The 25,797-nt window shown below is 37.3% G+C and carries 25 protein-coding genes and 1 pseudogene; 17 read left to right on the top strand and 9 right to left on the bottom strand.

The window, feature by feature from the left end:
- Positions 1-19: 19 nt before the first annotated feature.
- Positions 20-1,912, top strand: coding sequence for a CAP domain-containing protein (locus DAHG_RS19580; RefSeq protein WP_022938692.1), 1,893 nt, complete (start codon positions 20-22; stop codon positions 1,910-1,912).
- Positions 1,913-2,154: 242 nt separating this feature from the next.
- Positions 2,155-2,571, top strand: coding sequence for a hypothetical protein (locus DAHG_RS12525; protein WP_022938691.1), 417 nt, complete (start codon positions 2,155-2,157; stop codon positions 2,569-2,571).
- A gap of 149 nt (positions 2,572-2,720) precedes the next feature.
- Here the strand turns inward: DAHG_RS12525 and DAHG_RS12520 are convergent.
- Positions 2,721-3,266, bottom strand: a pseudogene (locus tag DAHG_RS12520) (PBECR4 domain-containing protein); the annotation flags it as partial.
- Positions 3,267-3,889: 623 nt separating this feature from the next.
- Here DAHG_RS12520 and DAHG_RS12515 point away from each other — a divergent pair.
- The 3 genes from DAHG_RS12515 to DAHG_RS12505 all read left to right on the top strand — a co-directional run bounded on the left by DAHG_RS12515 (position 3,890) and on the right by DAHG_RS12505 (position 6,013).
- Complete coding sequence (locus DAHG_RS12515; protein ID WP_022938689.1) at positions 3,890-4,870, top strand: hypothetical protein; 981 nt, start codon at positions 3,890-3,892, stop codon at positions 4,868-4,870.
- A gap of 82 nt (positions 4,871-4,952) precedes the next feature.
- Entirely contained in the window at positions 4,953-5,531 is a 579-nt protein-coding gene (locus tag DAHG_RS12510; protein ID WP_022938688.1) for a hypothetical protein, read from the top strand.
- Between the two features lie 50 nt (positions 5,532-5,581).
- Positions 5,582-6,013 (top strand): hypothetical protein, encoded by a 432-nt coding sequence (locus tag DAHG_RS12505; protein WP_022938687.1) that lies wholly within the window; start codon positions 5,582-5,584, stop codon positions 6,011-6,013.
- 290 nt (positions 6,014-6,303) lie between these two features.
- Here DAHG_RS12505 and DAHG_RS12500 read toward each other — a convergent pair whose 3' ends face one another.
- Complete coding sequence (locus tag DAHG_RS12500; protein ID WP_022938686.1) at positions 6,304-7,866, bottom strand: diguanylate cyclase domain-containing protein; 1,563 nt, start codon at positions 7,864-7,866, stop codon at positions 6,304-6,306.
- A gap of 168 nt (positions 7,867-8,034) precedes the next feature.
- Here DAHG_RS12500 and DAHG_RS12495 point away from each other — a divergent pair, with 168 nt between their 5' ends.
- From DAHG_RS12495 to DAHG_RS12485, 3 genes are all read left to right on the top strand, one after another.
- A complete protein-coding gene (locus DAHG_RS12495; protein ID WP_022938685.1) occupies positions 8,035-9,075 on the top strand; it encodes an acyltransferase in 1,041 nt (346 codons plus the stop codon).
- Positions 9,076-9,342: 267 nt separating this feature from the next.
- The gene (locus tag DAHG_RS12490) at positions 9,343-10,461 is read left to right on the top strand and encodes an AAA family ATPase (protein WP_022938684.1); all 1,119 of its coding nucleotides are present in this window, start codon (positions 9,343-9,345) and stop codon (positions 10,459-10,461) included.
- Positions 10,458-10,991 carry a hypothetical protein gene (locus DAHG_RS12485; protein WP_022938683.1) on the top strand — a complete coding sequence of 178 codons (534 nt, stop codon included), beginning with the start codon at positions 10,458-10,460 and terminating at the stop codon, positions 10,989-10,991. Before DAHG_RS12490 ends, DAHG_RS12485 begins: the two co-directional genes overlap by 4 nt.
- 140 nt (positions 10,992-11,131) lie before the next feature.
- On the opposite strand, the gene DAHG_RS12480 is transcribed toward DAHG_RS12485, so the two are convergent.
- Positions 11,132-12,421 carry an MFS transporter gene (locus DAHG_RS12480; RefSeq protein ID WP_022938682.1) on the bottom strand — a complete coding sequence of 430 codons (1,290 nt, stop codon included), beginning with the start codon at positions 12,419-12,421 and terminating at the stop codon, positions 11,132-11,134.
- A 155-nt stretch (positions 12,422-12,576) separates the two neighbouring features.
- Between DAHG_RS12480 and DAHG_RS12475 the strand changes: the two genes are divergently transcribed.
- The 3 genes from DAHG_RS12475 (at position 12,577) to DAHG_RS19575 (ending at position 16,895) form a co-directional block, all read left to right on the top strand.
- A complete protein-coding gene (locus DAHG_RS12475; RefSeq protein WP_022938681.1) occupies positions 12,577-14,346 on the top strand; it encodes an ABC-F family ATP-binding cassette domain-containing protein in 1,770 nt (589 codons plus the stop codon).
- Positions 14,346-15,932, top strand: a complete 1,587-nt coding sequence (locus DAHG_RS12470) for a hypothetical protein (RefSeq protein WP_022938680.1) — start codon at positions 14,346-14,348, stop codon at positions 15,930-15,932. Before DAHG_RS12475 ends, DAHG_RS12470 begins: the two co-directional genes overlap by 1 nt.
- A 72-nt stretch (positions 15,933-16,004) precedes the next feature.
- Complete coding sequence (locus tag DAHG_RS19575; RefSeq protein ID WP_022938679.1) at positions 16,005-16,895, top strand: nuclease-related domain-containing protein; 891 nt, start codon at positions 16,005-16,007, stop codon at positions 16,893-16,895.
- 78 nt (positions 16,896-16,973) lie between these two features.
- Here DAHG_RS19575 and DAHG_RS12460 read toward each other — a convergent pair whose 3' ends face one another.
- The gene (locus DAHG_RS12460; RefSeq protein WP_022938678.1) at positions 16,974-17,171 is read right to left on the bottom strand and encodes a hypothetical protein; all 198 of its coding nucleotides are present in this window, start codon (positions 17,169-17,171) and stop codon (positions 16,974-16,976) included.
- Positions 17,172-17,411: 240 nt separating this feature from the next.
- On the opposite strand from DAHG_RS12460, the gene DAHG_RS12455 reads away from it, so the two are divergent.
- The gene (locus DAHG_RS12455; RefSeq protein WP_022938677.1) at positions 17,412-18,713 is read left to right on the top strand and encodes a peptidoglycan recognition protein family protein; all 1,302 of its coding nucleotides are present in this window, start codon (positions 17,412-17,414) and stop codon (positions 18,711-18,713) included.
- A gap of 100 nt (positions 18,714-18,813) precedes the next feature.
- Here the strand turns inward: DAHG_RS12455 and DAHG_RS21170 are convergent, their stop codons facing one another.
- The 5 genes from DAHG_RS21170 to DAHG_RS12425 form a co-directional block, all read right to left on the bottom strand.
- Positions 18,814-19,218: a hypothetical protein gene (locus DAHG_RS21170; protein ID WP_147576400.1), complete on the bottom strand. Its 405-nt coding sequence runs from the start codon at positions 19,216-19,218 to the stop codon at positions 18,814-18,816.
- Positions 19,130-19,504, bottom strand: a complete 375-nt coding sequence (locus DAHG_RS12445; protein ID WP_022938675.1) for a membrane lipoprotein lipid attachment site-containing protein — start codon at positions 19,502-19,504, stop codon at positions 19,130-19,132. The genes DAHG_RS21170 and DAHG_RS12445 overlap by 89 nt, the downstream gene beginning before the upstream one ends.
- A 242-nt stretch (positions 19,505-19,746) precedes the next feature.
- Positions 19,747-20,568, bottom strand: a complete 822-nt coding sequence (locus DAHG_RS12435; RefSeq protein ID WP_022938673.1) for a hypothetical protein — start codon at positions 20,566-20,568, stop codon at positions 19,747-19,749.
- Between the two features lie 45 nt (positions 20,569-20,613).
- Positions 20,614-21,402, bottom strand: coding sequence for a hypothetical protein (locus DAHG_RS12430; protein ID WP_022938672.1), 789 nt, complete (start codon positions 21,400-21,402; stop codon positions 20,614-20,616).
- Positions 21,403-21,600: 198 nt separating this feature from the next.
- Positions 21,601-22,314 carry a GntR family transcriptional regulator gene (locus tag DAHG_RS12425; RefSeq protein WP_022938671.1) on the bottom strand — a complete coding sequence of 238 codons (714 nt, stop codon included), beginning with the start codon at positions 22,312-22,314 and terminating at the stop codon, positions 21,601-21,603.
- A gap of 177 nt (positions 22,315-22,491) precedes the next feature.
- Between DAHG_RS12425 and DAHG_RS12420 the strand changes: the two genes are divergently transcribed.
- Genes DAHG_RS12420 through DAHG_RS12400 form a run of 5 tightly spaced genes read left to right on the top strand, consistent with a single transcriptional unit; the run spans position 22,492 to position 25,794 of the window.
- Positions 22,492-22,896: a PTS sugar transporter subunit IIA gene (locus tag DAHG_RS12420; protein ID WP_022938670.1), complete on the top strand. Its 405-nt coding sequence runs from the start codon at positions 22,492-22,494 to the stop codon at positions 22,894-22,896.
- Positions 22,897-22,916: 20 nt separating this feature from the next.
- Positions 22,917-23,399: a PTS system mannose/fructose/N-acetylgalactosamine-transporter subunit IIB gene (locus tag DAHG_RS12415; RefSeq protein WP_022938669.1), complete on the top strand. Its 483-nt coding sequence runs from the start codon at positions 22,917-22,919 to the stop codon at positions 23,397-23,399.
- Between the two features lie 30 nt (positions 23,400-23,429).
- Complete coding sequence (locus DAHG_RS12410; protein WP_022938668.1) at positions 23,430-24,188, top strand: PTS sugar transporter subunit IIC; 759 nt, start codon at positions 23,430-23,432, stop codon at positions 24,186-24,188.
- Positions 24,188-25,018, top strand: a complete 831-nt coding sequence (locus DAHG_RS12405; protein ID WP_022938667.1) for a PTS system mannose/fructose/sorbose family transporter subunit IID — start codon at positions 24,188-24,190, stop codon at positions 25,016-25,018. Before DAHG_RS12410 ends, DAHG_RS12405 begins: the two co-directional genes overlap by 1 nt.
- 56 nt (positions 25,019-25,074) lie before the next feature.
- Positions 25,075-25,794 carry an N-acetylmannosamine-6-phosphate 2-epimerase gene (locus DAHG_RS12400; RefSeq protein ID WP_022938666.1) on the top strand — a complete coding sequence of 240 codons (720 nt, stop codon included), beginning with the start codon at positions 25,075-25,077 and terminating at the stop codon, positions 25,792-25,794.
- Positions 25,795-25,797: the final 3 nt, after the last annotated feature.

The following is a 25,797-nucleotide window of genomic DNA, read 5'->3' as shown; positions in this document are numbered from 1 at the left end:
AAACAGGAGGAAAATGAGAATGAATGGAAAGAAGTGGATCAGTGCAAGTATAGCGGCCGCGATGGCCTTCTCCATATCTGCGGTTCCTGCTCATGCCCAATGGGATGGCAATAATCATTGGATCGACAACGGTGCATTTGCAACTGGCTGGCGATATATTGAGGATGCCTGGTATTATTTCAGCAATACTGGTGAAATGGTTAAGGGCTGGACACAGGATTCAAGTCAGGCATGGTATCTGTTAGATTATGAGACAGGTAAAATGAAAACTGGCTGGATCGCTGCCAATTCAACTGATTGGTATTATCTGAATCCGGCTAATGGTATTATGCAGGCTAAGACTTGGGTTGAAAGTGACGGTACAAAATACTATTTTGATGAACATGGCATCATGGTTCGCGGCAATCATGTTATTGACGGTTATAATTATGTTTTCCAGCAGAACGGTGCTTTTGTCAGCAAAGGCGATAAGAGCGATGAGGTAGATGAAACCAAGAAGAACGGCTGGGTTAAAGAAGGCACACAATTCTATTATTATAAGAATGATGTGAAACAATCAGGCTGGCTGACACTGGGAGAAAAGAAATACTATCTGGGCGGCAGCGATAACCGTATGCTGATTGGCACTCAGAAGATTGACGGTAAGACTTATACGTTTGCGCAAAACGGTGTGCTGTTAAGCGAGGGCGGCAGTGATATTGATTATGCCGATGCTTATAGTGCGACGGAATACCGCACGGATAAGAGTAAGCTTGTTGATTATCTGAATGATGAACGTGATTATGAGAAGCTGGATGAATTATCATGGGTACGTTCTGACGGCCTTGATAAGGCAGCCTATATTCGTGCGAATGAATTAGTTGATGATTTCAGCTATGATCGTCCAAACGGTAAATCATTGGATGATTTGATGGATGATTTAAAACTGGATTATGATATGGTTGAGGAACATTTCGTAAAGGCGGCGTCACCAAAAGATGCGTTAAGAGAATTGTTTAATGACCGCTGGGCTGAACGGGATATCCTGAATGAAGATTTCAATGAAATCGCTGTGGGTATCGCTAAGGACAGCAATGATGAATATGTTTATGTGATCCTGCTGACAGACGGCGGTTCAGGTACTGGTGTATCTGGTTATGATTATCGTGAATACCGTACTGATAAACGTGAGATTCTAGGTTATCTGAATGATTACCGCAAGAGTGACAAGGTTGATTCACTGACATTGGCTTACAATGATGAATTGGATAAAGCCGCTTATAAACGGGCAGTGGAAATTGCCAGCAAATTCAGTGATACGCGTCCAAACGGCAAAGATTATGAAACGGTACTTGATGATTTCAAAGTTGATTATAATTCATCTTATGAATTGATTTATAAAGACGAAGATGATTATGAAACTATCGTTGATGAATGGATGGATGTCCGTGCTGACAAACGCGCAATTGTTGATGAGGATTACAAAAATGTCGGTATCGGTATTGTCGAAGACGGCAAGCATACATATGTAGTTGTATTGCTTGTGGAGCCAGATACTTCACTGACTTACAGTTCTACAGCATACCGCACGGATAAGCTGGAAATTATGAATGGTGTTAATGATTACCGCAGCGGTACCGCTTTAACGAAAGTCACTTCCGGCAATCTTGACAAATATGCCTTCCAGCGTGTGGTACAGGTAGCACAAGGTAAGGATAAGGATGATATTGAAGACTTCCTTGATGATTTAGATTATGATTATGGTACATATGCGTATGAAATCATTGTTAAGGATGAAGATGATATCGATTATGTTATTGATGAAATCACTGATGACAGCGCTGTGGACAACACACGTTATAAGAAGATAGCAGTAGGCGCTGTCGAATACAAGAAGAAAATGTATTGGGTAGTATTGCTTACTCAGAAATAAGCTGAAGGTTATTCGGTAATTTAAATGATAAATAGGTTCAAAACTGATGGTAATAGTCAAGTTTTGAACCTATTTTATATCATGAATAAAGAAAAAATATTAATTTGCGTCATATAAAACAATAAACATGAATAATAAACCATCTGTTGATTGCAAATGGTATTTTTTTATGTTGGCAAGATAAAAAACCAGTCCAACTGCAAATTGACGCATAGCTTAGTCTATGAAGGGGGGTGAACGATATGAAAGTGATTAATCGATGGAAGAGTGCGCTGTTGGTAGTCAGCCTGTTGATTGGCTTTGGTGTTTATCTGCTGCTTGCCAATGGTGAAATTTGTTTAGATGATCCGATGATTCTCTCAACCGGGCTTGCATTTACAGCCCTTGTCGTATTAACCTTTTTTGTGATTGGACTGCTGTGGTCACCAAAAAGCCGTTTGTTGAAGATAGCTTTTTGCTCAGCCGGAACATGGGCGGTTTTGGGTGCTTCAGGACTGCTGATCTCAGCCTTTTTTGTAACCTTGGTCGGTTATTGCTCAATGAGTTTTCAACAGTTATTTCTAGCATTAAGCTTCTTCTTTTTAACATTAATGTCTGGCGGTATATTCCTGTTTTTGCATATTTATAATGATTGCTTTGAAAATGAATGCCGTTGTTAATCATGTGAATGCCGGGATAAAACCCGGCTTTCTTCTTTTTCTGGTTGAGAAACATAACAATGGTTTTTTTGATTTATGAAGTAACTTTTATGAGATACATTGGTTAAAAGTTTACATAAAAAACTATCAATTGTCTAGTTTTGCATAACTTAACTATGTACGTTATCTTTTATATTTAATAATTCTTTAATTCCATAAGGAAGTTTTTCTATATCTATTTTTTGTAGATTGATACAAGAATATTTTTTTTCATTTATCTTTTTACTAGCTACTAGATAAACTTCAAATAGATTCTCACCACTATCGGTTATATCGAAATCTAATGAACTTAGTGGTATGGAATAACCATTTAAATTACGCAATGCTAAAGAGATATTGCCTTTTGAAAGCCCAATCATACCATCGCATCGTAAAATATTATGTACACCCAATATATTACAATAAATAGTTTCATTTTGTGTTAATAAATGAAGATTGTTAAGGATATTCATTTTTTGTATAGTTGAAGAATCCTTTTTTATTATTATGTGTTTATAACCTAACCGTTTAGCTTTACAAATATCATAAAATTTTATAGGAGACAAGACTTCCTTATGAATGCCGGCATTTTCATAAATAAAAACATCTTTAGGATTATTGCTTATTCCACACAAATGCTTGAAATGTTCTTTTTTAAATATTAATTCAATAAAATCGTAATCTTTTTTAAGGTATCATAGTAAACATATAAAAAGCTTTTATTCAATAAATATGTTTTTAATTAACTAATCCAGATTGTATGATTCTAATTATATTTTTTTCGTCATAAAATTTTATTACCATTATTTTCCCCCTTAAAAAAATAGAACGCTGTTTGGAGCGTTCTATTATATCAAGTTTTTCCGTTGCTTGCCAACTAGTGTGAGCCAGTTATTCTCACTTCGTATCAAATTTTTCCGTTGCTTGCCAACCAACTAATCTTAGTTCATTATTAGTATATATATCAAATCGTTGTATTTGTCAAATGAATCCAACAAGTTGATAGAGTGAATATGATTCGTTTATGATAATGTCTCAAGTATTCACAATTGATTATGGCAGTTATCATAATCTTATTCAGTAATAAATCCATAATAGATATATTGTGTTAATAAATAGTTTATTTCAATTTATTGATTAAATAGAGTAACATTTTTAAGTATCATAAACATAACAATATCGTTAGAATTGTGGCTTTTTGCTGATAATGTTGGTAAAATGAATAAGAATTAAAGAAATCACATATTTTTAAGACAGATAACTGTTATACTTACCATAGAAAAAGAAGGGAAATGACACTATGAAAAAATTATGTGCTTGTCTGCTGGCAGCATGCTGTCTGGCACCTGTTGCTTATAACGCTCAATCGGTAATGCCAATTGTTGCAGCCTCAGATAAGAGTACTTACAAACAAGGCTATGATGATGGCTATGCCTATGAAAAGGAACATGCCAATACAAAGTTTACACAGAAAAGCGGTACTGATGAATATAAGCGCGGTTATCAGGCAGGCTGGTATAAGGCTTATGATGAAATGATGGATGAAGCTACAAAGTCGGCCATTGAAGCGGCAAATAACGATTTTGAGGCAAAGCGCAAGAACCGCACAAAATGTCCTTCTGATATTGATTTTAAATCAGAATGGCGTAAGGTTTATAAAGAAACTTATGCGGATCTTGAAGATAATGCCGTTGATAATCTTCAGGAATTAGCTGATGAGAATGCAAAGAAGGATTGCTGGAACCGTCTTGGCCGCAATACGACGCTGGATTCACTGACAAAATCTTCTGAGAAAGCTGATTACCGTGAGTTTTATACAGATGCTTATAACAGCTACAACAAAGAACTGACACAGGCGAAGAAGGATGTTGTTACTGACGGCAAGGAAGACGCGAAAGCCGGCCGTTCAGCGAGTTATGTCGCTATCAATAGTTTCCGCGGTTATACGGTTTATGATGATCTTGTAAAGCTGTATAATGAAGCTTATGAAAAAGCCGGCGGTACAATTACAGCGGCTGACAGCAGTGATTTGCGCTGGAAGCTTGAAAGCGGTGTGTGGAAATGCTACAACACAGCGGGCCAGCTTGTCACAAGCAAATGGGTACCTTCATACAATAACTGGTATTATGCGGATAAAGATGGTATTATGAAAACCGGTTGGATGGCATCAGGCAGCAATTGGTATTATTTTGACGGCAGCGGTAAAATGGTTACCGGCGGTCGTTGGATCGATGGTGAAATGATGTATTTTGACAACAACGGTAAATGGCTTAAAAATTAATAAGTAAGACAAAGGTTTGTTTATCAGCAAACCTTTTGAATCGTTATGGATATTGATATTCATTAAGAAATGAGGGGATAGAATGGAATCTGATAAGAAGAAAAAATTGGAAGCCCAGCTGGCTTCCATCGATCATTATCTAGCTGACATGAATCAGAAAATGATGGGACTTACGCACCAGCAAATCGTTCGCTGCCGTATGAGAAATAATTTTATTGATGAAATTTTAGATATGAATCGTGAAGCACTGACTGATCCATACTTTGCGATGAGTCTTGAAGAATTTCTAAATAGCCTAAACGCCTATGAGTTTGCGATGCGGCTGATCAATGATGAGAATTTTCATGAGACTTATGTCAGAATGCTTTTAAATACGCAGTTTTACGAGCTGAAAAAGCAAAGTGACACGGAGTCTGAAACGTCGTTTGTAGAATTTCATAACACCTTTTTGGCACCGGTCTGCGGCTGTGAGCCAATTCATGAATTCAGCGAATATCGGGCAGGGGATGCATTTGATTTTGAACAGTCAGCCCGTTTGCTGATTGAACGTGATGAAGAGATCAGAAAGTATTACAATCAGCGTGAAAACAGTTCATTAGATTTTTTAATTATGATGAACAGCCGTTTATTGCGCATTATGCATGCCGTATATGACAGTTGACAGGAAAGCCGGCACATAGTATTATTTTAAAGGTAAAGTGAGGTTAACCTATGAATTGTGCATATCATCCTGATAGAGAAGCAACAACAACATGTTCCAAATGCGGAAAACCGCTCTGTAAAGAATGTGCGGATTTCACAAATCTGAATATCTGTATGGATTGTTTTCATAAATCCATCCGTCAAGCAGCCCATGAAGAAAAACTAATCGGCAAACCAACCCTGCTGTTGGGAGCCGTTGGTCTAGTCTTTGGTTATATGATGAATTTTGGCTATGCCACCTTCCTGCTTGTATTAGTATGTTTACTGATGCCCAGCGGTTATATCTATTTAGGCGAAATGAGGCGCAGCAGCTTCATGAAAATCAAAGGAATCGGTGAATTGCTGTATTATCTTGTGAAAGTAATTCTGTCACCGTTTGTCGGTATTTACGCATTGCCTAAATATCTGCTTGCATTGATTAAAAACAAAGATAAAAAATAAAATAAAAGTTCCTTGTTAAATGTAGTATCCGCAAAAAGCTGGACACTGCAATAAAAGGAACTTTTTAAATGGAGCTGCAATTGTATCACCATTACAGTAAATTTTTCTCTGTTAGATTGGCTGGCATAATAACAGTAATTCTTTCATTATTTTTTTAATGAAAGGGTTTACAAACACGGGTCTCCGTTATACAATAAAATTAGCTTTAGAATTGATAAAGCGAATTCTAATTGTAGTTGGAAAAAGCTGAACCGGACGATTCCCCCACCGCCGGTATCAGCTTTTTCCTTTTATATACTCTGCGGACTTTTGCTCCAGCAGTTACGTCCTTTGCGTTTTGCGTTATATAGCTCATCATCCGCGCAGCGAATCAAAAATTCCATGTCAGAACACTCTTTGCACATGATGAAGCCCGTTGAGATAGTGACCCTTGATGCCACTGTACTCTTGATATGAGCCAGCTGTTTAGCCGCCAGATCGTCATAAACCCGCTTCAGGTAATGCTCAATATCATCACCACTGCAATATTCAAAGATACAGGCAAACTCATCACCGCCATACCGGCAGATGTGAAACGTATCCATTTTATATTTATTCAATGAATCACCTACTTCATAGAGGATCTTATCACCCTCAATATGTCCGTAATAGTCATTGTATTCTTTGAAACAGTCAATATCAATCATTGCTAAACCTAAAGGATGACAGACATCTTCACTGCATAGCTTAACCAGATAATGATCAAAAAAACGGCGGTTTAAAAGATTGGTTGGTTCATCAATATTCATCATTAATTCAAGGCGTTTATTCTGATGCTGGATTGCCATGCGTTCATCATTGCTTTGATGCAGGGTAATCTTAGCTTTTAAGCCATTTGAGCTATTCTTTTTAATGATTTTTGAACTGATGCGATTTGCCTCATAGTATTCTTTATAGGCTTGCTTTAATTCGTCTTCTAAATCAAACTGTTCACAGAAACGCACCTTCATATCAACAATTTTTAAAGCGTTGATCGCTTCCTTGGCAGAATCACTGTCTTGGATCATTGTCAGCACTTTTGAAGCCCTTGTTTTTTCTTTCATACTGATCAAGATATCACCAATATAAACAAGCATCTGATAAACCGTCAGCCGATCTTCCATCTTTTCCTGCAGTACCATCAATTGATCTAAAGCGACAAGCGCTTCATCGTATTTGTGGACACTGTTCTTATATAAAAACTTATTAAAATAAAAAAGGAAAAGCATCGTTTCAGTATAAGCTTCTTCCGGTATCTCTTTAAACATTGCGTAATAAAGTGCCAGCTCATCGTGTTTTCCTTGTTGGAAACTGATGTTGCATAAATTTGTCAGAGTGATTGCTTCAGAAGAATAGCGGGAGGGCAGATCAGGAATCTTTAATGTTTCATAGCTTTGTTTATAATAAGCAAAGGCTTCTTCAAGATCATCAGCAGATTCAAATATATTAGCTATATTATTATAAATAGCAGAAATAAACAGTGTTTCATTATTCTTTTTAGCGAGTGCAAGCGCCTTGAAATAATGATCCACGGAAGTCTGATAATCACTGTAATTCAGATAGATCATGCCATAATAAAGATAGATACGGATTAAAAGATCTTCAAAGTTATTCTTTTCTGAAAGGGTTTTAGCCATATACAGCATATAGGTACAGTTATCCATGTCATCTTTAGCCATATAATAATCAGCAAGGAATGTATATGCGAATGCGTATGTATGATAATCAGCATTATTATTGTTCAAAAGACTGAGACAAAGACGTTTTGATTCTTCAAGGTCGTTTTGTCTGGCGATAAGAATCTGGTCCTTGATTTGATTAATTGAAGTTTCCATATGCACCTCCAGGGTAACCATTTCTATTTGCCGTTATGTTTATATGTATTTTATTATATCATGTTTCTGTTGTTTTTGTACTTTGAGTAAGGATTTTCATGATCTTTCATGGCATGATTGATAAAGTGAAATAAATCGGTTATTATAGTGAAAGGAAGAGGAGGCACTATGAAGCAAAGAGGACATAATTATGCATTTGATATTTTAAGGATTCTGGCGTGTTTCCTGGTAATTGTCAATCATACGAATTCAGAAGTATTTTTAGGAATGAATCCCAGTCTGACCTGGGCATTATCACTGGCATATTTTTATTTCAGTAAAATTGCGGTACCAATCTTTTTGATGATTTCAGGAGCGCTGCTGCTGCGCAGAGAGTACAGCTACAAGGAGCTGCTGATTCATAAAGTGGGTAAGGTTGCGGCAGTTTTACTCTTATTTTCACTTTATATATATTTAGTTGAAGAAGGCAATGCATTCAATCTTCATGATTTTATCAATCGTATTATTGAAGCACCGATTATCACTTCTTACTGGTATTTTTATATGCTGTTAGGTGCTTATCTCATTCTGCCGTTTTTAAGAAAGATCATCATCGCCATGAAGCAGGCGGACTGGCTTTATTTCTTCATCGGCTGGGCTTTTTTCAGCGGCTTGCTGCCGGTATTGGTGCGTTATGAAATTATACCGACGGTTACTTTCTGGTTTGATGTGCAGATTATGAGTAATTTTATCGGTTATATGTTTGCCGGTTATGCAATTACTCAGACTGATTTCAGTCTTAAAGTACAGCGGTGCGGCTGGCTGCTGACACTGCTGGCAATTCCTTGTATATTGATTCTAAGTGTATACAGCGGCTTGTATGAGTTAAATACATGGGGACAGATGTATTTGATGCTGGATAATCTTTATTACCTGCCAACGATGATACTGGCGGTGCTGGTGTTTTTCACAGTCTATACGCTGGCGGGTAAATGTGAATTTAAAGGATGGTCAGGCAAAATGCTGTCCAATGTTGCGGCTACGACCTTTGGCATCTATGTTGTCCATATGATTTATAATACCCATCTGAGTGTTGTACGTTATGAAATTCTGTATTTTAATAACCGTCTTGTCAGCGTCGTATTATATGAAATATTTTTATTTGCATTCTGTGCGTTGGCGGCATGGTGTCTGAAAAAAGTACCGCTGCTTAAAAAGCTATTTGAATAACCTGAGATCCTTTGATTTCAGGTTTTTTTAATATTTGCAATTCAGAAGAGAGCATTAAAAAAATTGAATAAGAATGCAGTATTCTGCCAAAAGTTTTTTGCTAATCACATTAGATTAACAAGTGAAATATTTAATACAAAATAATACATTAAAAATAAATAAAAAACACATAAATATATAAATAAAACAAATTAAAACAAAAAACTTGTTTTAAATAACTTATTTGGTTATAATACGAATAGATGATGGTAAAGGAAGGTAAATTATATGAAACTATTAAGAGTTCGTGCATCAAACTATAAAAACTGCTGCGATGATTTTACCATTGATCTTGTGGCAAAATCTAAAAAAACAAGTGAGGATAAGGAATATGAGCTGCAGGAGATTGCGGAAGATTTATATGTGTTTAATACAGCTGCATTCATCGGTAAGAATGCTTCTGGTAAAACTTCTGCGATTGAGCTGATGGAATGCGGTTACTCTATTCTTGGCGAGTTCCGTTTGGAAGATAAACATTATAATTATGACAATGTGAAATTAGAAATCATTTTCTATCATGAAGATACCATCTATAAATACAATACAGTTTTAAAATCTGATGCGATATTAGGAAATAAAGCCAATTTCACCGAGCAGCATATCTATCGAAAAAAATATTATAAATCAAAGAATAAAGAAATTTATTCTATCGAAGGTTTTGAAGAAATTTTCGATTTAGGAGAGCTTCCAGAAGATACTTCTATTGTGTTCTTTATTTTAAAAAAGAAAGCTACCCGAGCTATATATTTTAACTGTGATGGTGAAGGTGCAGACACATATCGTCTAATGTTCCGAACTATGAAAAACTATAAAATTTCAAAGAATGTTCTGACAAAAGTGATTAAAATTTTTGATGATAAGATTCAGAGTTTGGAAATGGTCGATGATAATCATTACAAACTTGTGTATCAGAATCATGTAAAAGAACTTTCTGATTCAGAACTGATTTACACTTTATCCAGCGGTACGACAAAAGGCGTACTTCTATATATAATGGTAGTTGCGGCTTTGGAAAATGGATTTGATCTGTTGATAGATGAAGTGGAAAATCATTTCCATAAGACGCTTGTTGAAAATATGATTAGTTTGTTTAAAGATAAGACAGTTAATAAAAAATCAGCAACTCTTTTATTTACTACGCATTATTGTGAAGTTTTAGATTTATTCAATCGTCAGGACAATATTTGGATTGCAAAATCAGATGATAAGATTCGCTTGGATAATATGTATGAAATCTACAATATCAGACCGGAACTTTTAAAGAGCCGTCAATTTTACAATAATGCTTTTGATACTTCTGTTAATTATGAAGATCTTATGGCATTGAAGAAGGAGCTCATGATATGAAGTATCTGATTATGTGTGAAGGTCCAAATGAACTTGAAATTATCCGATTGTTGTTGGAGCACGAACAATTAATAATTACAGAAGATGATTTATTGAATTTGATTCCTTACCATGCAAGGCAGATTGGAAATAATGCTGCGGTAAAAGCTGCGCTGAATTTGTACCATGGAGATGTACATGTACTTCGAATCGGTGATAAGCTTAATGATGAACTGAAAATTCCAAGAGAGTACAAAGGAAAAATAAAAGACATAAAAAAATATTGTACAAAACCGGAATTGGAAATGTTGCTGATACTATCTGAAAACAAAGAGTCAGATTTTGAAAAAGTGAAATCTAGAATTTCTCCTAAAACTTTCAGTAAGGAAAATGTAATCTACAACCGAATACGATACAACAATAACACGGCGTTCTATCGTGATTATTATGGTGAAAGAATTGATCTGCTGGTAGATTCAATTAAGCGTTACAAACAGCTTAAAGGAAAACATCAGAGAGATGAGCTTTATCTTGCTGACTTGCTGAAATAACCATGGTATAAATTTAGCAGGAAGTAAAGAATTACAAAGAGACCTAAATGCACATAGAAAAAAATTGCCAAATATAATAATAAAGCTGCGACTTTCAGAGATATTTTATTTTCTCTTACTTGCCGCAGCTTATTGAAATTTTATGCTTTAACTTCGTGATCCTTTACCATTAATAAGAAGATTGTACCTAAAACCATCAATGGAATCAGACCGAGAATAGCAATTTCTGGTTTACCGGTAACCATTGTTAATACGCTGATAATAACCGGCCCGATGATTGCAGCGAATTTAGAGAAGATTTCAAAGAAGCCAAAGTATTCATTGGCATCATCCTTCTCAGGAATAAGCAAAGCATAATATGAGCGGGATACGGCTTGTATACCGCCTTGAAACATGCCGACTAAGAAGCCTACGACCCAGATCAGGTTCGCATTTTTAGAGAGCTGGCTGCCAACCAGTACAATTACCAGATAACCCATGATAGCTGTCAGAATCATTTTTTTACCGCCGAATCGAGTCGCCAGCCGGCCGAAGATAATTGAACCTGGACAGGCGATAATATTGATGAATATGACAACTCCCAATGAGACAATCTGATCAATGCCCATATCCGTAGCTAATGAAATAGCCATTGAGATAACAGTGTTAACCGCATCAATATAGAAAAAATAGGCGAGGCAGAACAGGAATACGTTACGATTTTTACTTAGATTTTTAAAAGTAGCAAATAAACGCTTAAAGCTCTCTCTTACAACATGCGGTACTTCTTCGTGATAATGAATTTGATGCACATTGCGGATGATGGGTCTTGAATACGCAAACCACCAAGCAACTGCACAAACCATGGATATTGTAATTGCCAGACGATTTGTCAGTTTAAATCCGCCGATCATGATATAACCAAGCTCACCGCCGAATAAAGTAACTAATGCGAAAGGGATAATGAAAACGATAAAAGGCAGAACTGAACCGATATATCCCCATGCATAACCGGCAGCCGAAACAGTGTGAGTGCGCTCATCTGTCGTAACGTCAACCAGAAAAGCATCATAGAAAATATTAGCACCAGTATAACCGATCATTGCCAGAACATATAGAATAACACAGGCGCGCCAGTCAAAGAACGGCATGGCTAACAGAAAACCAGTAATGATACCAAGATAGAGGAAAAATTTAAAGAAGCGTTTCTTTTTCCCTTTATAATCAGCAATCGTCCCCAGAATAGGTGATAAAAAAGCAAGAATTAAAGCATAGGCAGCATTTGCCCAGCCGACATAAACCGTGCTGTCACCCGGTGTGATAGAAGCAATCAGCAATGGAAATAATACCGTCATCGTCGTTAATACCTGTGCGGAATTACCGATATCATAGAGAACCCAGCTGGTTTCTTCTTTTGTATAGCCCAATTTTGTAAGTATTTTAGTAAACATAGATTCAGCTCTCCTTCATTTCTCCATAATCATATCAAAAAATAAGATGAAATTGTTACTTTTAATGAAATATTTACAATTTAATTCACCGCGTCTTCCCTTTCTTTCAAAGCATGACCGGTTTATGGTATACTAGCTTGGAAGAGGTGATTTAATTGCTGATTTCAATAGATAAGCTAAATAAAACATTTAATGAGAAAGTGATTCTGAAAGATGTTTCACTAAATGTCAATGATAAAGATAAGATTGGTATCATCGGTGTGAATGGTACTGGAAAGTCTACCTTATTAAAAATATTGGCAGATAAGGAGCCAAGTGAGAGCGGTACGATTCTCAAAAGCAGCGGCAAGAAAATATTATATCTGCCCCAAAATCCTGAGCTTGACCGGTATAAATCTATTTTTGAGGTTGTTCATGAAGGCTTAGATGCCAAAAAGGATGATCATCAGGAGTATGAAGTAAAAGCAATTCTTACTAAGCTGGGAATTGTTGATCTGAATCAGAGCATCGCAACCTTGAGCGGCGGTCAGCTGAAACGGGTGGCACTGGCCTGTGTGCTGATGCGTGAGAGTGACTGTCTGCTTCTTGACGAGCCGACGAACCACTTGGACGCAGAAATGGTAACATGGTTAGAAAAGCGGCTGGCACAATATAACGGCAATATTCTTATGGTAACCCATGACCGGTATTTTCTTGATCGTGTATGCAACCGCATTATTGAATTAGACCATGGTCAATGTTCAACCTTTACCGGCGGCTATGCTAATTATTTAAAACTAAAAGCTCAGCAGGAAGAAATGGCATTGGCCAGTGAACGCAAGAGACAGACCATCCTGCGTAAAGAATCGGAATGGATATCGAGGGGCGCACTTGCCAGATCGACAAAGAGCCGTGAACGTATTGAACGTTTTAATAAGCTGAATGAGCAAAGCGGCCCTCAGCAGAAAAGCAATGTATCATTAAATACCGTTGAATCAAGACTGGGTAAGAAAACGATTGAGATTGAGGGTCTTTCAAAAGCCTTTGACGGCAAGGTGCTGTTTCAGGATTTTAGTTACAATCTGCTGCGCAATGACCGTATTGGTATTGTGGGACCTAATGGCAGCGGTAAATCTACACTGCTGAATCTGTTAGCTGGCAGACTTCAGCCTGATTGTGGAACAATTACGATTGGTGAAACGGTGCGCATTGGTTATTTTTCTCAAATGAGTGAGGAATTAGATCCACAGAAACGTGTTATTGATATTATTACTGATATCTCAGATTCAATTGAAACAACTGAGGGTATCTGTACAGCTTCTCAGATGTGTGAGAAATTTTTGTTTGACGCGAAAGCACAGTGGAGTCAAGTCAGCCGCTTATCCGGCGGTGAAAAACGACGGTTATATTTATTGAGTATTTTGATGGCTAAACCAAATGTACTGTTTTTTGATGAACCGACCAATGATCTTGATATTGAAACGCTGACCATCCTTGAAGAATTTCTGGAAACCTTTAACGGTGCATTGATTACGATCAGTCATGACCGCTATTTCCTTGATAAGGTTGTCGATAAGATTTTTGCCTTTGAAAATGGCAGTATACGCTCATATCCTGGCGGTTACACTGATTATGAAGAGAAGCGGCAGCCTTTAGAAAAGAAAGAAAAGGAAAAGGGTGTGCGGGTTAGAAGTGCTATTCCACAGATGACCAGCAAAGAGAAAAAAGAATTTGAAGGCATTGACCAGCGGCTTGAGGAAATTGGTGAGGAACTGAAACAGATTGATGAAGAAATTGCTGAGCATGCAAATGATTTCGCAATGCTTCAGACATTAAGTCAAAAAAGAGACAGCGTTGAGGCTTTACAGGCAGAAACCGAAGAAAGATGGCTTTATCTGAACGATCTTTACCAGAAGATCCAAGACTTTAAACAAGGTAAATTCTGATGAAGAAATATTTGCTTGTACTGTTATGTTTCTTGCTTGCCGGCTGCCAGCAGCCAATAAAAGAAGAACCGCTGCAGAAAACAACGCTGTTTGATAAAGCATCATCGTCAGACATTGAAAAAATCATTGTCAGCGATGCAGATTCAGCACAGATTATTCGCAATCCCAAGCAGATTCATAACTTGCTTGAATATCTTAAAGATTTATCAGCTGCTGATGAAAAGAGAACGGAAAAAGAAAACTTTGTGGTAATAGTATACGCGGATAACAGCAGTGAGCGTTTTACGTTTAGTGAAGAACAGATCTGCGCACAAGCTTGTGCAAAATGGGATCAGGCTTCCTTCATGAAATTGGCGGCAGCAGATGCTAAGCATATTGAATATACAGAGATATCAGCTTTTTTATCTGATGCTTTTGCTGAACCATTAAAAAAGGCTGTACTTTTTCAACCGTGCGAGGAAGCAATGTGTAAAGCCGACCAGTTAAAGGATGAGGCGTTGGATGATTTCCAGCTTTATCTAAGAATGCTTGCATTTGGGAAAAAAGCGGAAAAGCCAAAGGAAATTACTGATTATATACAATTAACGACGCTTTCTAACTCAACAATTCTGCTATGCCTGTCCATGAATGAAGAGGGACGCTTTATCGGCCTAAATGATGAATGGGTAAGCTTTGATTTTCAGGATGCTGTCTTATCAAAGCAGCTTTCAGAATATATGCTGAAAACAGTTCAGGTAAAGAATCCTGCCTATCGGCAAAGCACTGTTTTTGATAGCGGTGTCGGCGCCCAGCTTGAAATTAATGGCTTTATTTATGATGAAGAAACCCATGAATTTACCCGTGAATCAACGCCTAAAGGTATCATCAATGAAACAACGATTCAGTTTATCGATGATGAGCATATCAGTAGTTATAACCTGCTTTCAGATACATCGCAGTTTGATATGGGTGAGGATGTCAGCTGTACTTATTTTTTGAATGCTCAAGATAGTGAGGGCTGTACGCTTGATGAAGCTAAAGCAAAGTATCTTGATTTAAGAACCCAGATTGATGAGTTATTTAATGCCATGGAGCTGACGATGAGTGATGTCAGAGCTTTCTTAATCAATGAAAAGGAAAAGCGTTTCACTGAGCAGCTGTCTGAACTTTATCCTGAAAACACTGCGGATAAACCGATGCTGGGTAACGTTACAGATCTTGACAGCTATCTTATACAGCTTGGCTATACAAAAGATGGGTTTACTTATACGGCATCAGTTACTGATCCTATTTATGGCAAGCTTATTATCAGCTATCAGGCAAAGGATTTAATATTTAAGATACAGCAGGATGAGAGCTACGCGCAGCTGCGGCTTGGTTCAGAATATGGGGAGGGAGTTGATGCCAACGATCCTCAACAAGCAGTATGTTCGCTTGATTTTATAAGTGGTTTGCCGGTTGGTGACTGTCTCAATGACCGATATTATTCAGAGTCAGGCAGACATCTCAATGCCCGTCATGTTTTAATGGGATGGCAGCATCAATTATCGCTGAGCGATGAAGAACTGGTTCAATATGCAGAAATGCTGTCAGAAAATGAAGGGTAAACATATTTTCAGTGGATGCTGGCAGGAATAATTTAAAGAATCCAATAAAAACAACTAAGGGGGAAATTAGATATGTTGGGGATAAATAAATTAAACGTATTTTCGTTTACTATATTGTTTGTGATTTTGTTTGGAATGCTGTTAATATATTTAATACTAAAGCACAATTATCAAAAAACGGAGTATTATCAGGCTACACATTTTCCTTATTATAAACTATTTAATGATACCGGACGTCTAGGTGAGTATTATACGTTTAAGTATCTTTCCCCATTGAAAGGATATAAAAGATTTCTGTTTAATTGCTATGTACCCAAGGAAGCAGGAACAGATACGGAAATTGACGTAATCATGCTTCATGAATCAGGAATCTATGTCTTTGAATCGAAGAATTACAGCGGCTGGATCTTTGGAACGGAAAATCAGAAGCAATGGACGCAGACACTGCCATCAGGGCGCAACCGCTCAAAGAAATCATATTTTTTCAATCCAATCATGCAGAATAAGGGGCATATAAAATGGCTTAAAGCCTATCTTAACGAAGGTGATGAATATCCTTTTTACTCATACATTGTATTTAGTGATCGGTGTGAATTAAAAAATGTAACCTTAACCAGTCAAGAGCATTATGTGGTTAATCGGTATAATTTACTGCGATCCGTATCACATAATGCAAGTATATCAGGAGTATGTTTGACTCATCAGCAAATTGATTGGATTTATAACTTGCTAATTGCCCAAACGCAGGTTAGTGATGAGGTAAAAAAAGCACACGTCGAAACGATTCGTAAGACCTATTATGAAACATCTAAGGAGAAATCATATAAAACAGAACATATATGTCCGCGCTGCGGCAGCAGTTTGATAATTAGGACTTCTAAAAAAGGTGTCCATGCAGGAGAACAATTTTATGGCTGTTCAAATTTTCCTTCATGCAGATATATGGAGAAGCTGGATAAATAGCTAATATCTGAAAAAAGACTATGACATTAAAAGTGAAATTACACATCACTCTTAAGAATCATAGTCTTTTCTTGGTAATTAATTGAAGCAAGCTGAATTATTCTGCAGATAATTTAAACCAATCGGTGTAAGCTGAAGATCACTTTCAATGAATCCACAATGACATGCCTGAGAAATCAAGCGTGACTCCCTTTCCTTTAATTGATGAAGTTCGCCTTCATCGATACCCTGACGTAAGCAGTTAAGTAAGTTGATCAATTCTTCTTTATTTTGCATATTCCTGTTCCTCCTGCATATACAATAACATTGAATCAAACATTATGAATGTAATGATCTTAGCATTTGCTTTGATCTTTCCAGAAATATTATATCAGATAAGTTTTTTAATAAAATAATTGTAATTCAGAATTGTTTGTGCTATGAAATGTTAAAAATTACCAGTATTCCCTAATCACAAAAAATAACATTTTTTTCTACATATTTCGTGTTAAACTTTATAACTAGGGAGGCAGAAAAATGAAGAAAAGATTTTGTATTCTTTTATTGTGTCTGACATGTGTATTTTCTTTCACAGTGCAGCCAATAAAAGCCGAGGAGTATCAGCGGGAGGGTGTTTGGATCATTAATGTCAGTGAACCGGCTGAATTGAATAAGGACGCGGATCTGGACAGTGATAAAACATCTGAGCTTGAGACTGGTGTTTATATGTCTTATGAAAGACATAACAACTTTTATAAAGTAGAAGCTGATGGTGAGGAACAGTGGCTTTATAAGTATCCATATGTAGAAGTAAAGGAAATTGTCGATATGAACAATGATTCCCTGACCTTGTATATGGATAAAGAACTGTATTCTGATCCTTTTGATGAGGATGAGTATAAAAATGGCACTACTTTACCGCAGGGTCAGTATAAGATTACTAAAAAAGCCTTTGACTGGCTGTATGTTGATGATGGAACATATCAGGGATGGTTTGAAGCTGAATTAGGTCAGGCTGTTTTTGATAACACGATTGGCGAATATGCAGATCCTGAAATCGAAGGTGTAGCTTATAAAACGCAGATTATCAATTATTCAGATAATCGCCGGCCAGGCTATACAATGATTCCTAAGTATATTACGATACATAACACAGCGAATAAAAATGAAGGTTCAGATGCTCAGCGTCATGCTGATCTGCAGAGTAATCCGAACAACAAGACCGTATCTTCATGGCATTTTACTGTCGATGATCATCAGATTATTCAAAGTATGCCATTGAATGAGATTGCATATCATGCAGGTGACGGTATGTCTACGGGTAATGGTGATTCAATTGCTATTGAAATCTGTGAAAACAGTGATGGTGATTTCAACAAGGCTTTTGACAATACAGTACAGTTAGTAGCTCATCTGCTTGCGGATCTGCATCTTGATATTGACGCTGTAAAAATGCACCGTGACTGGTCAGGAAAAAATTGTCCGAATGTTATTATCGGCGAGGATCGCTGGGATGAATTCCTGACAAAAATTCAAGAAGCTTATGATGACCTGATTATTCCTGAATCACCGGTAGTTGGCTGGTATCAGGCTGTTGATGGTTATTGGTATTATTACAATGAAGATGGCACAATGGCGGTTTCTAAATGGATTGCTTCCGGTGTCAACTGGTTCTATATGGATGGCAAAGGGCGCATGGGAACAAATCTATGGATTGCAACCACTGAAGGTCGCTGGTATTATGTCGATGGTGAAGGTAAGATGGTCTATAATCAGTCAGTAGATGGCTGCTGGATCAATTCTTATGGTATTTATCGTTCACCGCTTTGGCAGGGTTAATAAGTCTTTAATAAATAAGGAGCAGTGAAATAGATACGTGGGTATTTGTTTCACTGCTTTTTGAATGGGGATTAGAAAAATATAGCATTATTTAACTTAGTCATTCACTTAAATTAATAATGATTTTGAGATCGGGGTTTTGTCCTTGACCTGATACTTTAAGATTGAGAATCACATTCAAATGATTATTTTCATCCACAAACAAAAGACTGCCATCATCAAGAGAAACTGAATAATTATCATTAAGTGGTATTGCGATTTTCTCTGTGTCATAAAGACATTCATATTCTACTGTACTATCTGATATACAACCTCTTTTTATTACTTCTGCTTCAGCTATTTTTGATGCGCTTTCCATTGTAAGTCCGAAGTTTTCTAATAATTCAGAATTAGTAATCTCTCTGCCATCGAATAAACTAAATGTTCTTGTTCCCCAAAGATAATATCCGCCAGATAGTGCTTTCTCGCCAGTTATACACTCCGGATCTCGTAACAGGGTTGCCATCTTTGTCTAATGGTGGTGAAGGATTGTTGTATTCATCAGCATCCTCACTATCAATATTTAAAAAGATAGGATAACCTTGTTTGTCTCTTTCACAATACACGTTCAACCATTCTTCTAATGTTGCTTCTGAATAATCATAGTATTTCTCATCATCTTCATCTTCATAATAAACCCAATCTTTTGTTTCATCAATTTTCTTAACATATTCATGTTTTGCTTTTGATGGGGCTTGCACACACCCTGCGATCATTGCCATCATTAATAAGATTGTTATTATTTTTTTCATATTTCCACCATTTATTAAGACTTAATTATAAGGCCTGTTTCGGTTGCAGCATAAGGATAATCTTGTTGGCTTTCTTCATAAAAATGACTTTATACAAATTAACTGGTTTTGTATTTTTCATCCTTTCCTACCTCATGTATAAAAGTATACGATTTTTATACTTATATAAGATTCCCACAAAACTAAGTGGGTGAGCTATTTTTAGAAGTTGGCGTTTTAAACATTTTCCCTTTGAAACGCATCTATTTTATTGAAAATTGTTTATAATATTCGTAGCCTTGTTCATCACTACATGACCATAGAATATTCAACTGATTATCAACCATAAAGATATAATTATAATTAATATCATTTACATCAAAATCTTGCCAGTAGTAACAGGATGTTAGATTAACAGGATAATCACAAGCTATTTCATAATTTTCATCAAAAGTACGTTTTAATAATTCTTTTACTTGTAAATTGTCCAGAAGCACTTTCTCTAAAAGTTCTTCATTTGTCAGTGTTTTACCAGAGAATAAGTCAAAATTATAGATATAGGTATCGCTGGTCCAACCTGAACCAGGGAGAAATAAGCATGAACGAATTAAAACGGATAAGATTTCCTCGTTTTCAAATGCTTTTGCTTTAAATACATGTTCACCCCTAGATTTAGGATCAGCAAGTTTTGATCGCACTTGTTCCTGAATCCAACGGTTGATATTTTCTGCATCAATGCTGTCCATATTAATCGTAAAATCTTGAATTTCGGGTGTATATGTTACGATTGTATTGAACCAGTTTTCCAGTTCATTACCTGATGTAAATTCTGAATCAAGTATTGTCTGTTTCATATCAAGATATGCAAAATCCATATCTGAAGTATGAATGTCATTAATGTACACCCAATCTTTTGTCTCATCGATTTTCTTAACATACTTAGTTTCTTCCGGCTTCTCCTGTTCCACAGGTTTTTCAGGCTGTTCAACAACCGGCGCTTCTTCTGGCTTCTCTGCCTCCGGCGGTGTTTGCACACATCCCGCTATCATTGCCATCAATAAAAAACTTATTAGTATTTTTTTCATGTCTTTCCACCTCGTCTTTCCACTCATTAAAATCAATTCTATGATTTAATTTAATTTGATTTTCTGAAATACGATATTACCTGACATAGCTTTAGAATAATATCCGATGATATAATATAAATCATTATTATCTACAATCAGTAATGATTTATTACTGTATTTTGTTGTATATTCTTTTCCTAGTAGTAATTGTTGTTTTACAATGAAAGAATCATCATCAGGAAGCTTGGTTTCTGATATATATTCATTCACAATATTTTGAACATCACTACTCGTTAATCCATATACCGACAACAGATCATTATTGGACATTAATTCACCTGATTTCAAATCAATATGATATGCCTCCAAGAAAATAGGCAGCATGTGGGGTGCTAGTGAACCGTACTTATTTACAATCGTAATCATGGCATCATTTATGAACCATTTAAACTCATAAATAAAATTTACAGGATCTTTATATCCTGCTTCAAAATCTTCATTTATTGCAGAAACACTTTCGGCGTTTATATTTACAATTAGTTTCTCTTTTTTAGGTGCATCATCAAATGGAAGGGTTAGCCAATCAAGAAAATCATAATAATTCATCTGATTTAATACGGGATTTAATTCCAAATCATTTTTTGTAACAACTTCCTGTTCCTTGATATACACCCAATCCTTAGTTTCATCAATTTTCTCTACATACTTAGTTTCTTCCGGCTTTTCCTGATCCACAGGTTTTTCAGGCTGTTCAACAACCGGCGGTTCTTCTGGCTTATCTGTCTCTGATGGTGTTTGAACACAACCTGCTGTCATAGCTATCAATAAGAAACTTATTAGTATTTTTTTCATATCTTCCCACCTCGTTACTATAAGTATACGATATTTGCCGCAGGATTCCTATGTTATGCGCTGCTAAGAAAATAACATAAGAAATTAGTAAGAGAATAATGATGACATGGATATTCATTGCATTGGTAAAGGTATCGGCAAATTATAATAATAAAGAGCAAACAGATTTCCAATTTTAATCTGAATGCTCTTTTTGTTTTATTTCTTCTTCATATACTGCAGCTGGTACTTGGGTGAATTGAGATATTGTTCCGTATAATCGACAACCATGCCCTCAATCGTAAATGTAGTATTATTAATTTTTATGATGGGAGTCAGCGGGTCAAGGTCGAATTTCGCCGCGGTTTCCGTATCTGGCAGGATGGGAGTAGTCAGATGCATAGCGAAATCGATGGTATACCCGCATTTGCGGATATAATCAAACTTGCTGTTCTCAAGCCATTGTATTGAAAGGTCAGGGAAAATTTTTACTGGCATATATGATTCTTCAATCTGCAGCAGGATGCCGTCCCCATAACGGTGTCGGATAAAATGATAAACTTGGTCATTCGGTTCGATGCCTAAAATGCTGGCAAGGCAATTATCACAGCTGATAATGGAAAAGGCTGTGACCTTTGTGCTGGCAGCACGGCCGTGCGATTTCATTTCTTCATTGAATCCACGGTATTCGACTGTCTTGTTAGTAAAAAAGCGCTCCTTGACAACTGTTCCATAACCAGGCTTTCTAGTCAGCAGATCCGCCTCGACAAGCCGATCTGTTGCTTTTCTGACCGTGACTCTTGATACATGATAAAGGTTCATGAGTTCTTGTTCCGTAGGAATGATTTCCCCGGCTTTATAATAATTGGTCTGAATCTTCTCCCGCAGGTCATGGTAAATTTTTTCATATAAAGGTATTTTATTTGTATGCATGATTTCACCTCGTACTCATGGTAGCTTAATTAAAGGTAAATTGCAAATAAATGTATTATTAATGATATGAAAATAATACATATAAAAAGAAAAATGATATGTTTATAATATAAATGATTAAAATGTATTGTGTAAACAATTACAATGTGTTATCATTTGCTCGAGGAGGATACTAAAATGATAGGAATCGCAATATGTACACATTCTGATTTTGCTCAGGGCTTATGCAATGCCGTAGAAATGATTGCCGGCCCGCAGGAGCAGCTGACAGCTTTGAATTTTATGGGAGATATCGGACTTGAAGAATATGGGGAACAGCTTAAAAAGGCTGCTGAAGGATTCAGCGACGGCTGTATCTTTGTTACTGATCTTGAGAATGCCACACCCTTCAATGCGGCACTGATGGCAATCGCCTATACCGATAATGTTATCTTATCAGGAGCTTCAATGCCATTGATGCTGGAGCTGGTTATCAAAAGAGCAGGCGAAGGGTACACACCGGAAAGTCTGGCCAGAGAAGTTCTTCAATCGCATTGCGATGCTGTTTCATTAAAAACCTCAAGGGAAGTATTTGGTAGTTAACCAAGGAAAGGAGAAAACTTATGATTTCATTGATTCGATGTGATGAACGGCTGATTCATGGTCAGTGCATGCAGTTTATCGTCAGTGATTACTCAATCAAGCGGATACTTGTTGTTGATAATGCCACAGCAATGAATCCGGTATTGAAAACAATCTTCACGACGGCAGTACCAAAAGCACTGAAAGCAGATGTTTATACGGTAGATCAGGCAACTGAAGAAATTAAAGGGGCGATTACTGATTCAACCAATACACTGCTGCTGATGAAAAATCCGCGGACACTGGTTCAGCTGCGCAAGAATGTTTCTGACTTGCCAAATGAATTGAACATCGGACCGCAGATGGCAAGAGATGGTGTTAAATGTGTAGATTTCGCTACCCTGCATCAAGAAGATGTTGAAGCCTGCAAAGCATTAGCGGCTGACGGGGTACGAATTTACTTTAACTCAATCGGTGCCAGCGGCGCGGTTACTGAATGGTCATCGATCGCAAGTAAACTTTAAACTAAGATAAAACCATCTAGGAGGTAAAATATGACATTCGTTCAAGCATTACTTATCGGCTTACTCGGTTATTGTTCCGCTAAATGGGCAATTCCTCTGTGGGGCGACATGGGAGGCTGGTGGACATGCGGACGTCCGCTTGTTGCTGGTATGCTTATCGGTATTATTCTGGGAAATGTATCACAGGGAATTATTCTGGGCTGTGCAGTCAACGCGCTTTATTTAGGAAGTATCACGGTTGGCGGTGTAGCGGCTAACGATATCAACTTCGCGGCTTACATTGGTATACCGCTGGCCATGGTATCCGGAGCAACGGTAGAAGAAGCTTTAACACTGGCAGCTTTACTGGGTGCTTTAGGTGTATTCATGTGGAACTTTGTTAAGATTATCAATGTATACTGGATTCGTGTTATGGAAAAACAAATCGCAGCTGATAATCTGGATAATGCGGCAAGAGTTCCGCTGTATGGCAATATCTTCTTGTTTATCTGCCGTTTCTTCCCAATTTTCTTAGCTTGTCTGTTGGGACCTGAAATCATGCAGGGGGTTATGAATGCAATTCCACCGCAGCTTTCCGCAATCATCGGTATCTTTGGCGGTATGCTGCCATTAATTGGTTTCGCAATCATTTTAAAGACATGTGTGAAGCAATATTATGAACTGCTCTACTTTGTATTTGGCTTCATCTTATTTACAAGCTTCCAAGTCAGCATCATTGCGATCTTCGTAGTTGCGTTAGTATTTGCATGTATCGACTTTAAATATGGTTCCGTAGGAGGTGCAGAATAATGGCAGAAACAAAAACGACCTTACTAGATAAGAAGGACGTCAAAAAAGTCTGGTTTAACTGGATGTGGCTGAATCTTTCAACACAAAACATGGAACGTATGCAGGCACCTGCATTAGTAAGAGCTTTATGGACAGTTAAGGATAAGCTTTATCCTGGCAAACGTGAAAAACAGAAGGATCTCATGGAAAGAAACATGGAATTCTTCAACACAGAGCCAATCTGGGGCGGCTGTATTATTGGTATTTCATTAGCCATTGAAGAAGAAAAAGCAATGAATGATGAAGTGCCTGATGAATTATCAAGCAGTATTAAAACAGCATTGATGGGACCGGCTGCCGGTTTATTTGATTCATTGTTCCAATCAACACTGATTCCTATTTTATTGGCTATTGGTATCGGTATTTCTTCTGAGACTGGTTCAATTGTCGGCCCATTGCTTTACATTGCCTTATTCTGGCTGATTGTACCAACTGTCAGCTGGTTCCTTTTCTATAATGCCTATCGTTTAGGTCTTGATGGTGTTCAAACAATTCTGACCAGCGGGCTTAAAGATAAAGTAATCAGTGCTGCTAATATCGTTGGTTTGACCGTTATCGGTGCAGTTACCGCTTCTACCTGCAACATTAAAACAGGTTTAATGTATACGCAGGGTGATTTGGTAATCAATGTGAATGATATTATCAATAATATACAGCCGAAGATTCTCGTTCTGATCATGGCTTTTGTTACTTATTATTTACTGGCTAAAAAACATGTCAGTGTTAATAAACTGATGATCCTTATGCTGATAATCTCGGTAATTGGATACTTTACAACAATTTTAGCATAAATGATAGGTCAGAATCACTCTGACCTTTCTTATTAAGAGAATCAAGGAGGTGTGTTATGGATAAACATGAGCTTTTGGAAAGTCTGAAGGGCGGTTTGATCGTATCCTGTCAGATTGAAAAGCATGCGCCATGCTGGCATGAGGACATGGTTGAATTAATGGCGCGTTCCGCAATCTGGGGCGGTGCCTGCGGCCTGCGTTTGAATGGCATTGATAATATTAAAAAAATCAGGGGTATTACTGAACTGCCAATCATTGGTTTAGTGAAGGTATTCAGCGATGAAACGGAAATCTTTATGACACCGACAATGAAAGAGGTGGCAGAGGTAATCGAAGCTGGTGCGGATATAGTAGCGGTTGATGGAACTGACCGCATGATTCAGGGCCGCCGCGGTTATGATTTAATTCCGGAAATTAAAAAGACTTTCCCTGATACGGTTATTTTTGCGGATGTCCGTGATGAAGAAGACGCGCTTGCATCCCTTGCTTTAGGGGCGGATATTGTCGCGCCAACGTTCTATCGTTTTAAGAAAGACGCGAAATCATCGGATTTGGCCGATTGGGAAATGTTTGCGAAAATGTGTGCTTGCTGTAAGGATAAGGGTAAAGTTATGATGGAAGGCAAGGTCTGGACACCGGATGATGCAATCAGGGCATTCCATTACGGCGCTCATTCAGTGGTTATTGGCAGTGCCATTACCCGCCCGCATCTGATTATGAGAAGGTTTTATGATCATGTGAACGGCTATCCGGAAAAGCGCAGTTTATTTTACTAGGAG

Origin of the sequence: Dielma fastidiosa (assembly GCF_000313565.1) — a bacterium.
Classification (GTDB): domain Bacteria; phylum Bacillota_I; class Bacilli_A; order Erysipelotrichales; family Erysipelotrichaceae; genus Dielma; species Dielma fastidiosa.
The sequence above is the reverse complement of the archived record's forward strand: the minus strand, read 5'-3'. Positions and strand labels throughout refer to the sequence as shown.

Coding starts and splice junctions, on each gene's coding strand:
- DAHG_RS19580 (WP_022938692.1), top strand. CDS start 20: ATGAATGGAAAGAAGTGGATCAGTGCAAGTATAGCGGCCGCGATGGCC.
- DAHG_RS12525 (WP_022938691.1), top strand. CDS start 2,155: ATGAAAGTGATTAATCGATGGAAGAGTGCGCTGTTGGTAGTCAGCCTG.
- DAHG_RS12515 (WP_022938689.1), top strand. CDS start 3,890: ATGAAAAAATTATGTGCTTGTCTGCTGGCAGCATGCTGTCTGGCACCT.
- DAHG_RS12510 (WP_022938688.1), top strand. CDS start 4,953: ATGGAATCTGATAAGAAGAAAAAATTGGAAGCCCAGCTGGCTTCCATC.
- DAHG_RS12505 (WP_022938687.1), top strand. CDS start 5,582: ATGAATTGTGCATATCATCCTGATAGAGAAGCAACAACAACATGTTCC.
- DAHG_RS12500 (WP_022938686.1), bottom strand. CDS start 7,866: ATGGAAACTTCAATTAATCAAATCAAGGACCAGATTCTTATCGCCAGA.
- DAHG_RS12495 (WP_022938685.1), top strand. CDS start 8,035: ATGAAGCAAAGAGGACATAATTATGCATTTGATATTTTAAGGATTCTG.
- DAHG_RS12490 (WP_022938684.1), top strand. CDS start 9,343: ATGAAACTATTAAGAGTTCGTGCATCAAACTATAAAAACTGCTGCGAT.
- DAHG_RS12485 (WP_022938683.1), top strand. CDS start 10,458: ATGAAGTATCTGATTATGTGTGAAGGTCCAAATGAACTTGAAATTATC.
- DAHG_RS12480 (WP_022938682.1), bottom strand. CDS start 12,421: ATGTTTACTAAAATACTTACAAAATTGGGCTATACAAAAGAAGAAACC.
- DAHG_RS12470 (WP_022938680.1), top strand. CDS start 14,346: ATGAAGAAATATTTGCTTGTACTGTTATGTTTCTTGCTTGCCGGCTGC.
- DAHG_RS19575 (WP_022938679.1), top strand. CDS start 16,005: ATGTTGGGGATAAATAAATTAAACGTATTTTCGTTTACTATATTGTTT.
- DAHG_RS12460 (WP_022938678.1), bottom strand. CDS start 17,171: ATGCAAAATAAAGAAGAATTGATCAACTTACTTAACTGCTTACGTCAG.
- DAHG_RS12455 (WP_022938677.1), top strand. CDS start 17,412: ATGAAGAAAAGATTTTGTATTCTTTTATTGTGTCTGACATGTGTATTT.
- DAHG_RS21170 (WP_147576400.1), bottom strand. CDS start 19,218: ATGGCAACCCTGTTACGAGATCCGGAGTGTATAACTGGCGAGAAAGCA.
- DAHG_RS12445 (WP_022938675.1), bottom strand. CDS start 19,504: ATGAAAAAAATAATAACAATCTTATTAATGATGGCAATGATCGCAGGG.
- DAHG_RS12435 (WP_022938673.1), bottom strand. CDS start 20,568: ATGAAAAAAATACTAATAAGTTTTTTATTGATGGCAATGATAGCGGGA.
- DAHG_RS12430 (WP_022938672.1), bottom strand. CDS start 21,402: ATGAAAAAAATACTAATAAGTTTCTTATTGATAGCTATGACAGCAGGT.
- DAHG_RS12425 (WP_022938671.1), bottom strand. CDS start 22,314: ATGCATACAAATAAAATACCTTTATATGAAAAAATTTACCATGACCTG.
- DAHG_RS12420 (WP_022938670.1), top strand. CDS start 22,492: ATGATAGGAATCGCAATATGTACACATTCTGATTTTGCTCAGGGCTTA.
- DAHG_RS12415 (WP_022938669.1), top strand. CDS start 22,917: ATGATTTCATTGATTCGATGTGATGAACGGCTGATTCATGGTCAGTGC.
- DAHG_RS12410 (WP_022938668.1), top strand. CDS start 23,430: ATGACATTCGTTCAAGCATTACTTATCGGCTTACTCGGTTATTGTTCC.
- DAHG_RS12405 (WP_022938667.1), top strand. CDS start 24,188: ATGGCAGAAACAAAAACGACCTTACTAGATAAGAAGGACGTCAAAAAA.
- DAHG_RS12400 (WP_022938666.1), top strand. CDS start 25,075: ATGGATAAACATGAGCTTTTGGAAAGTCTGAAGGGCGGTTTGATCGTA.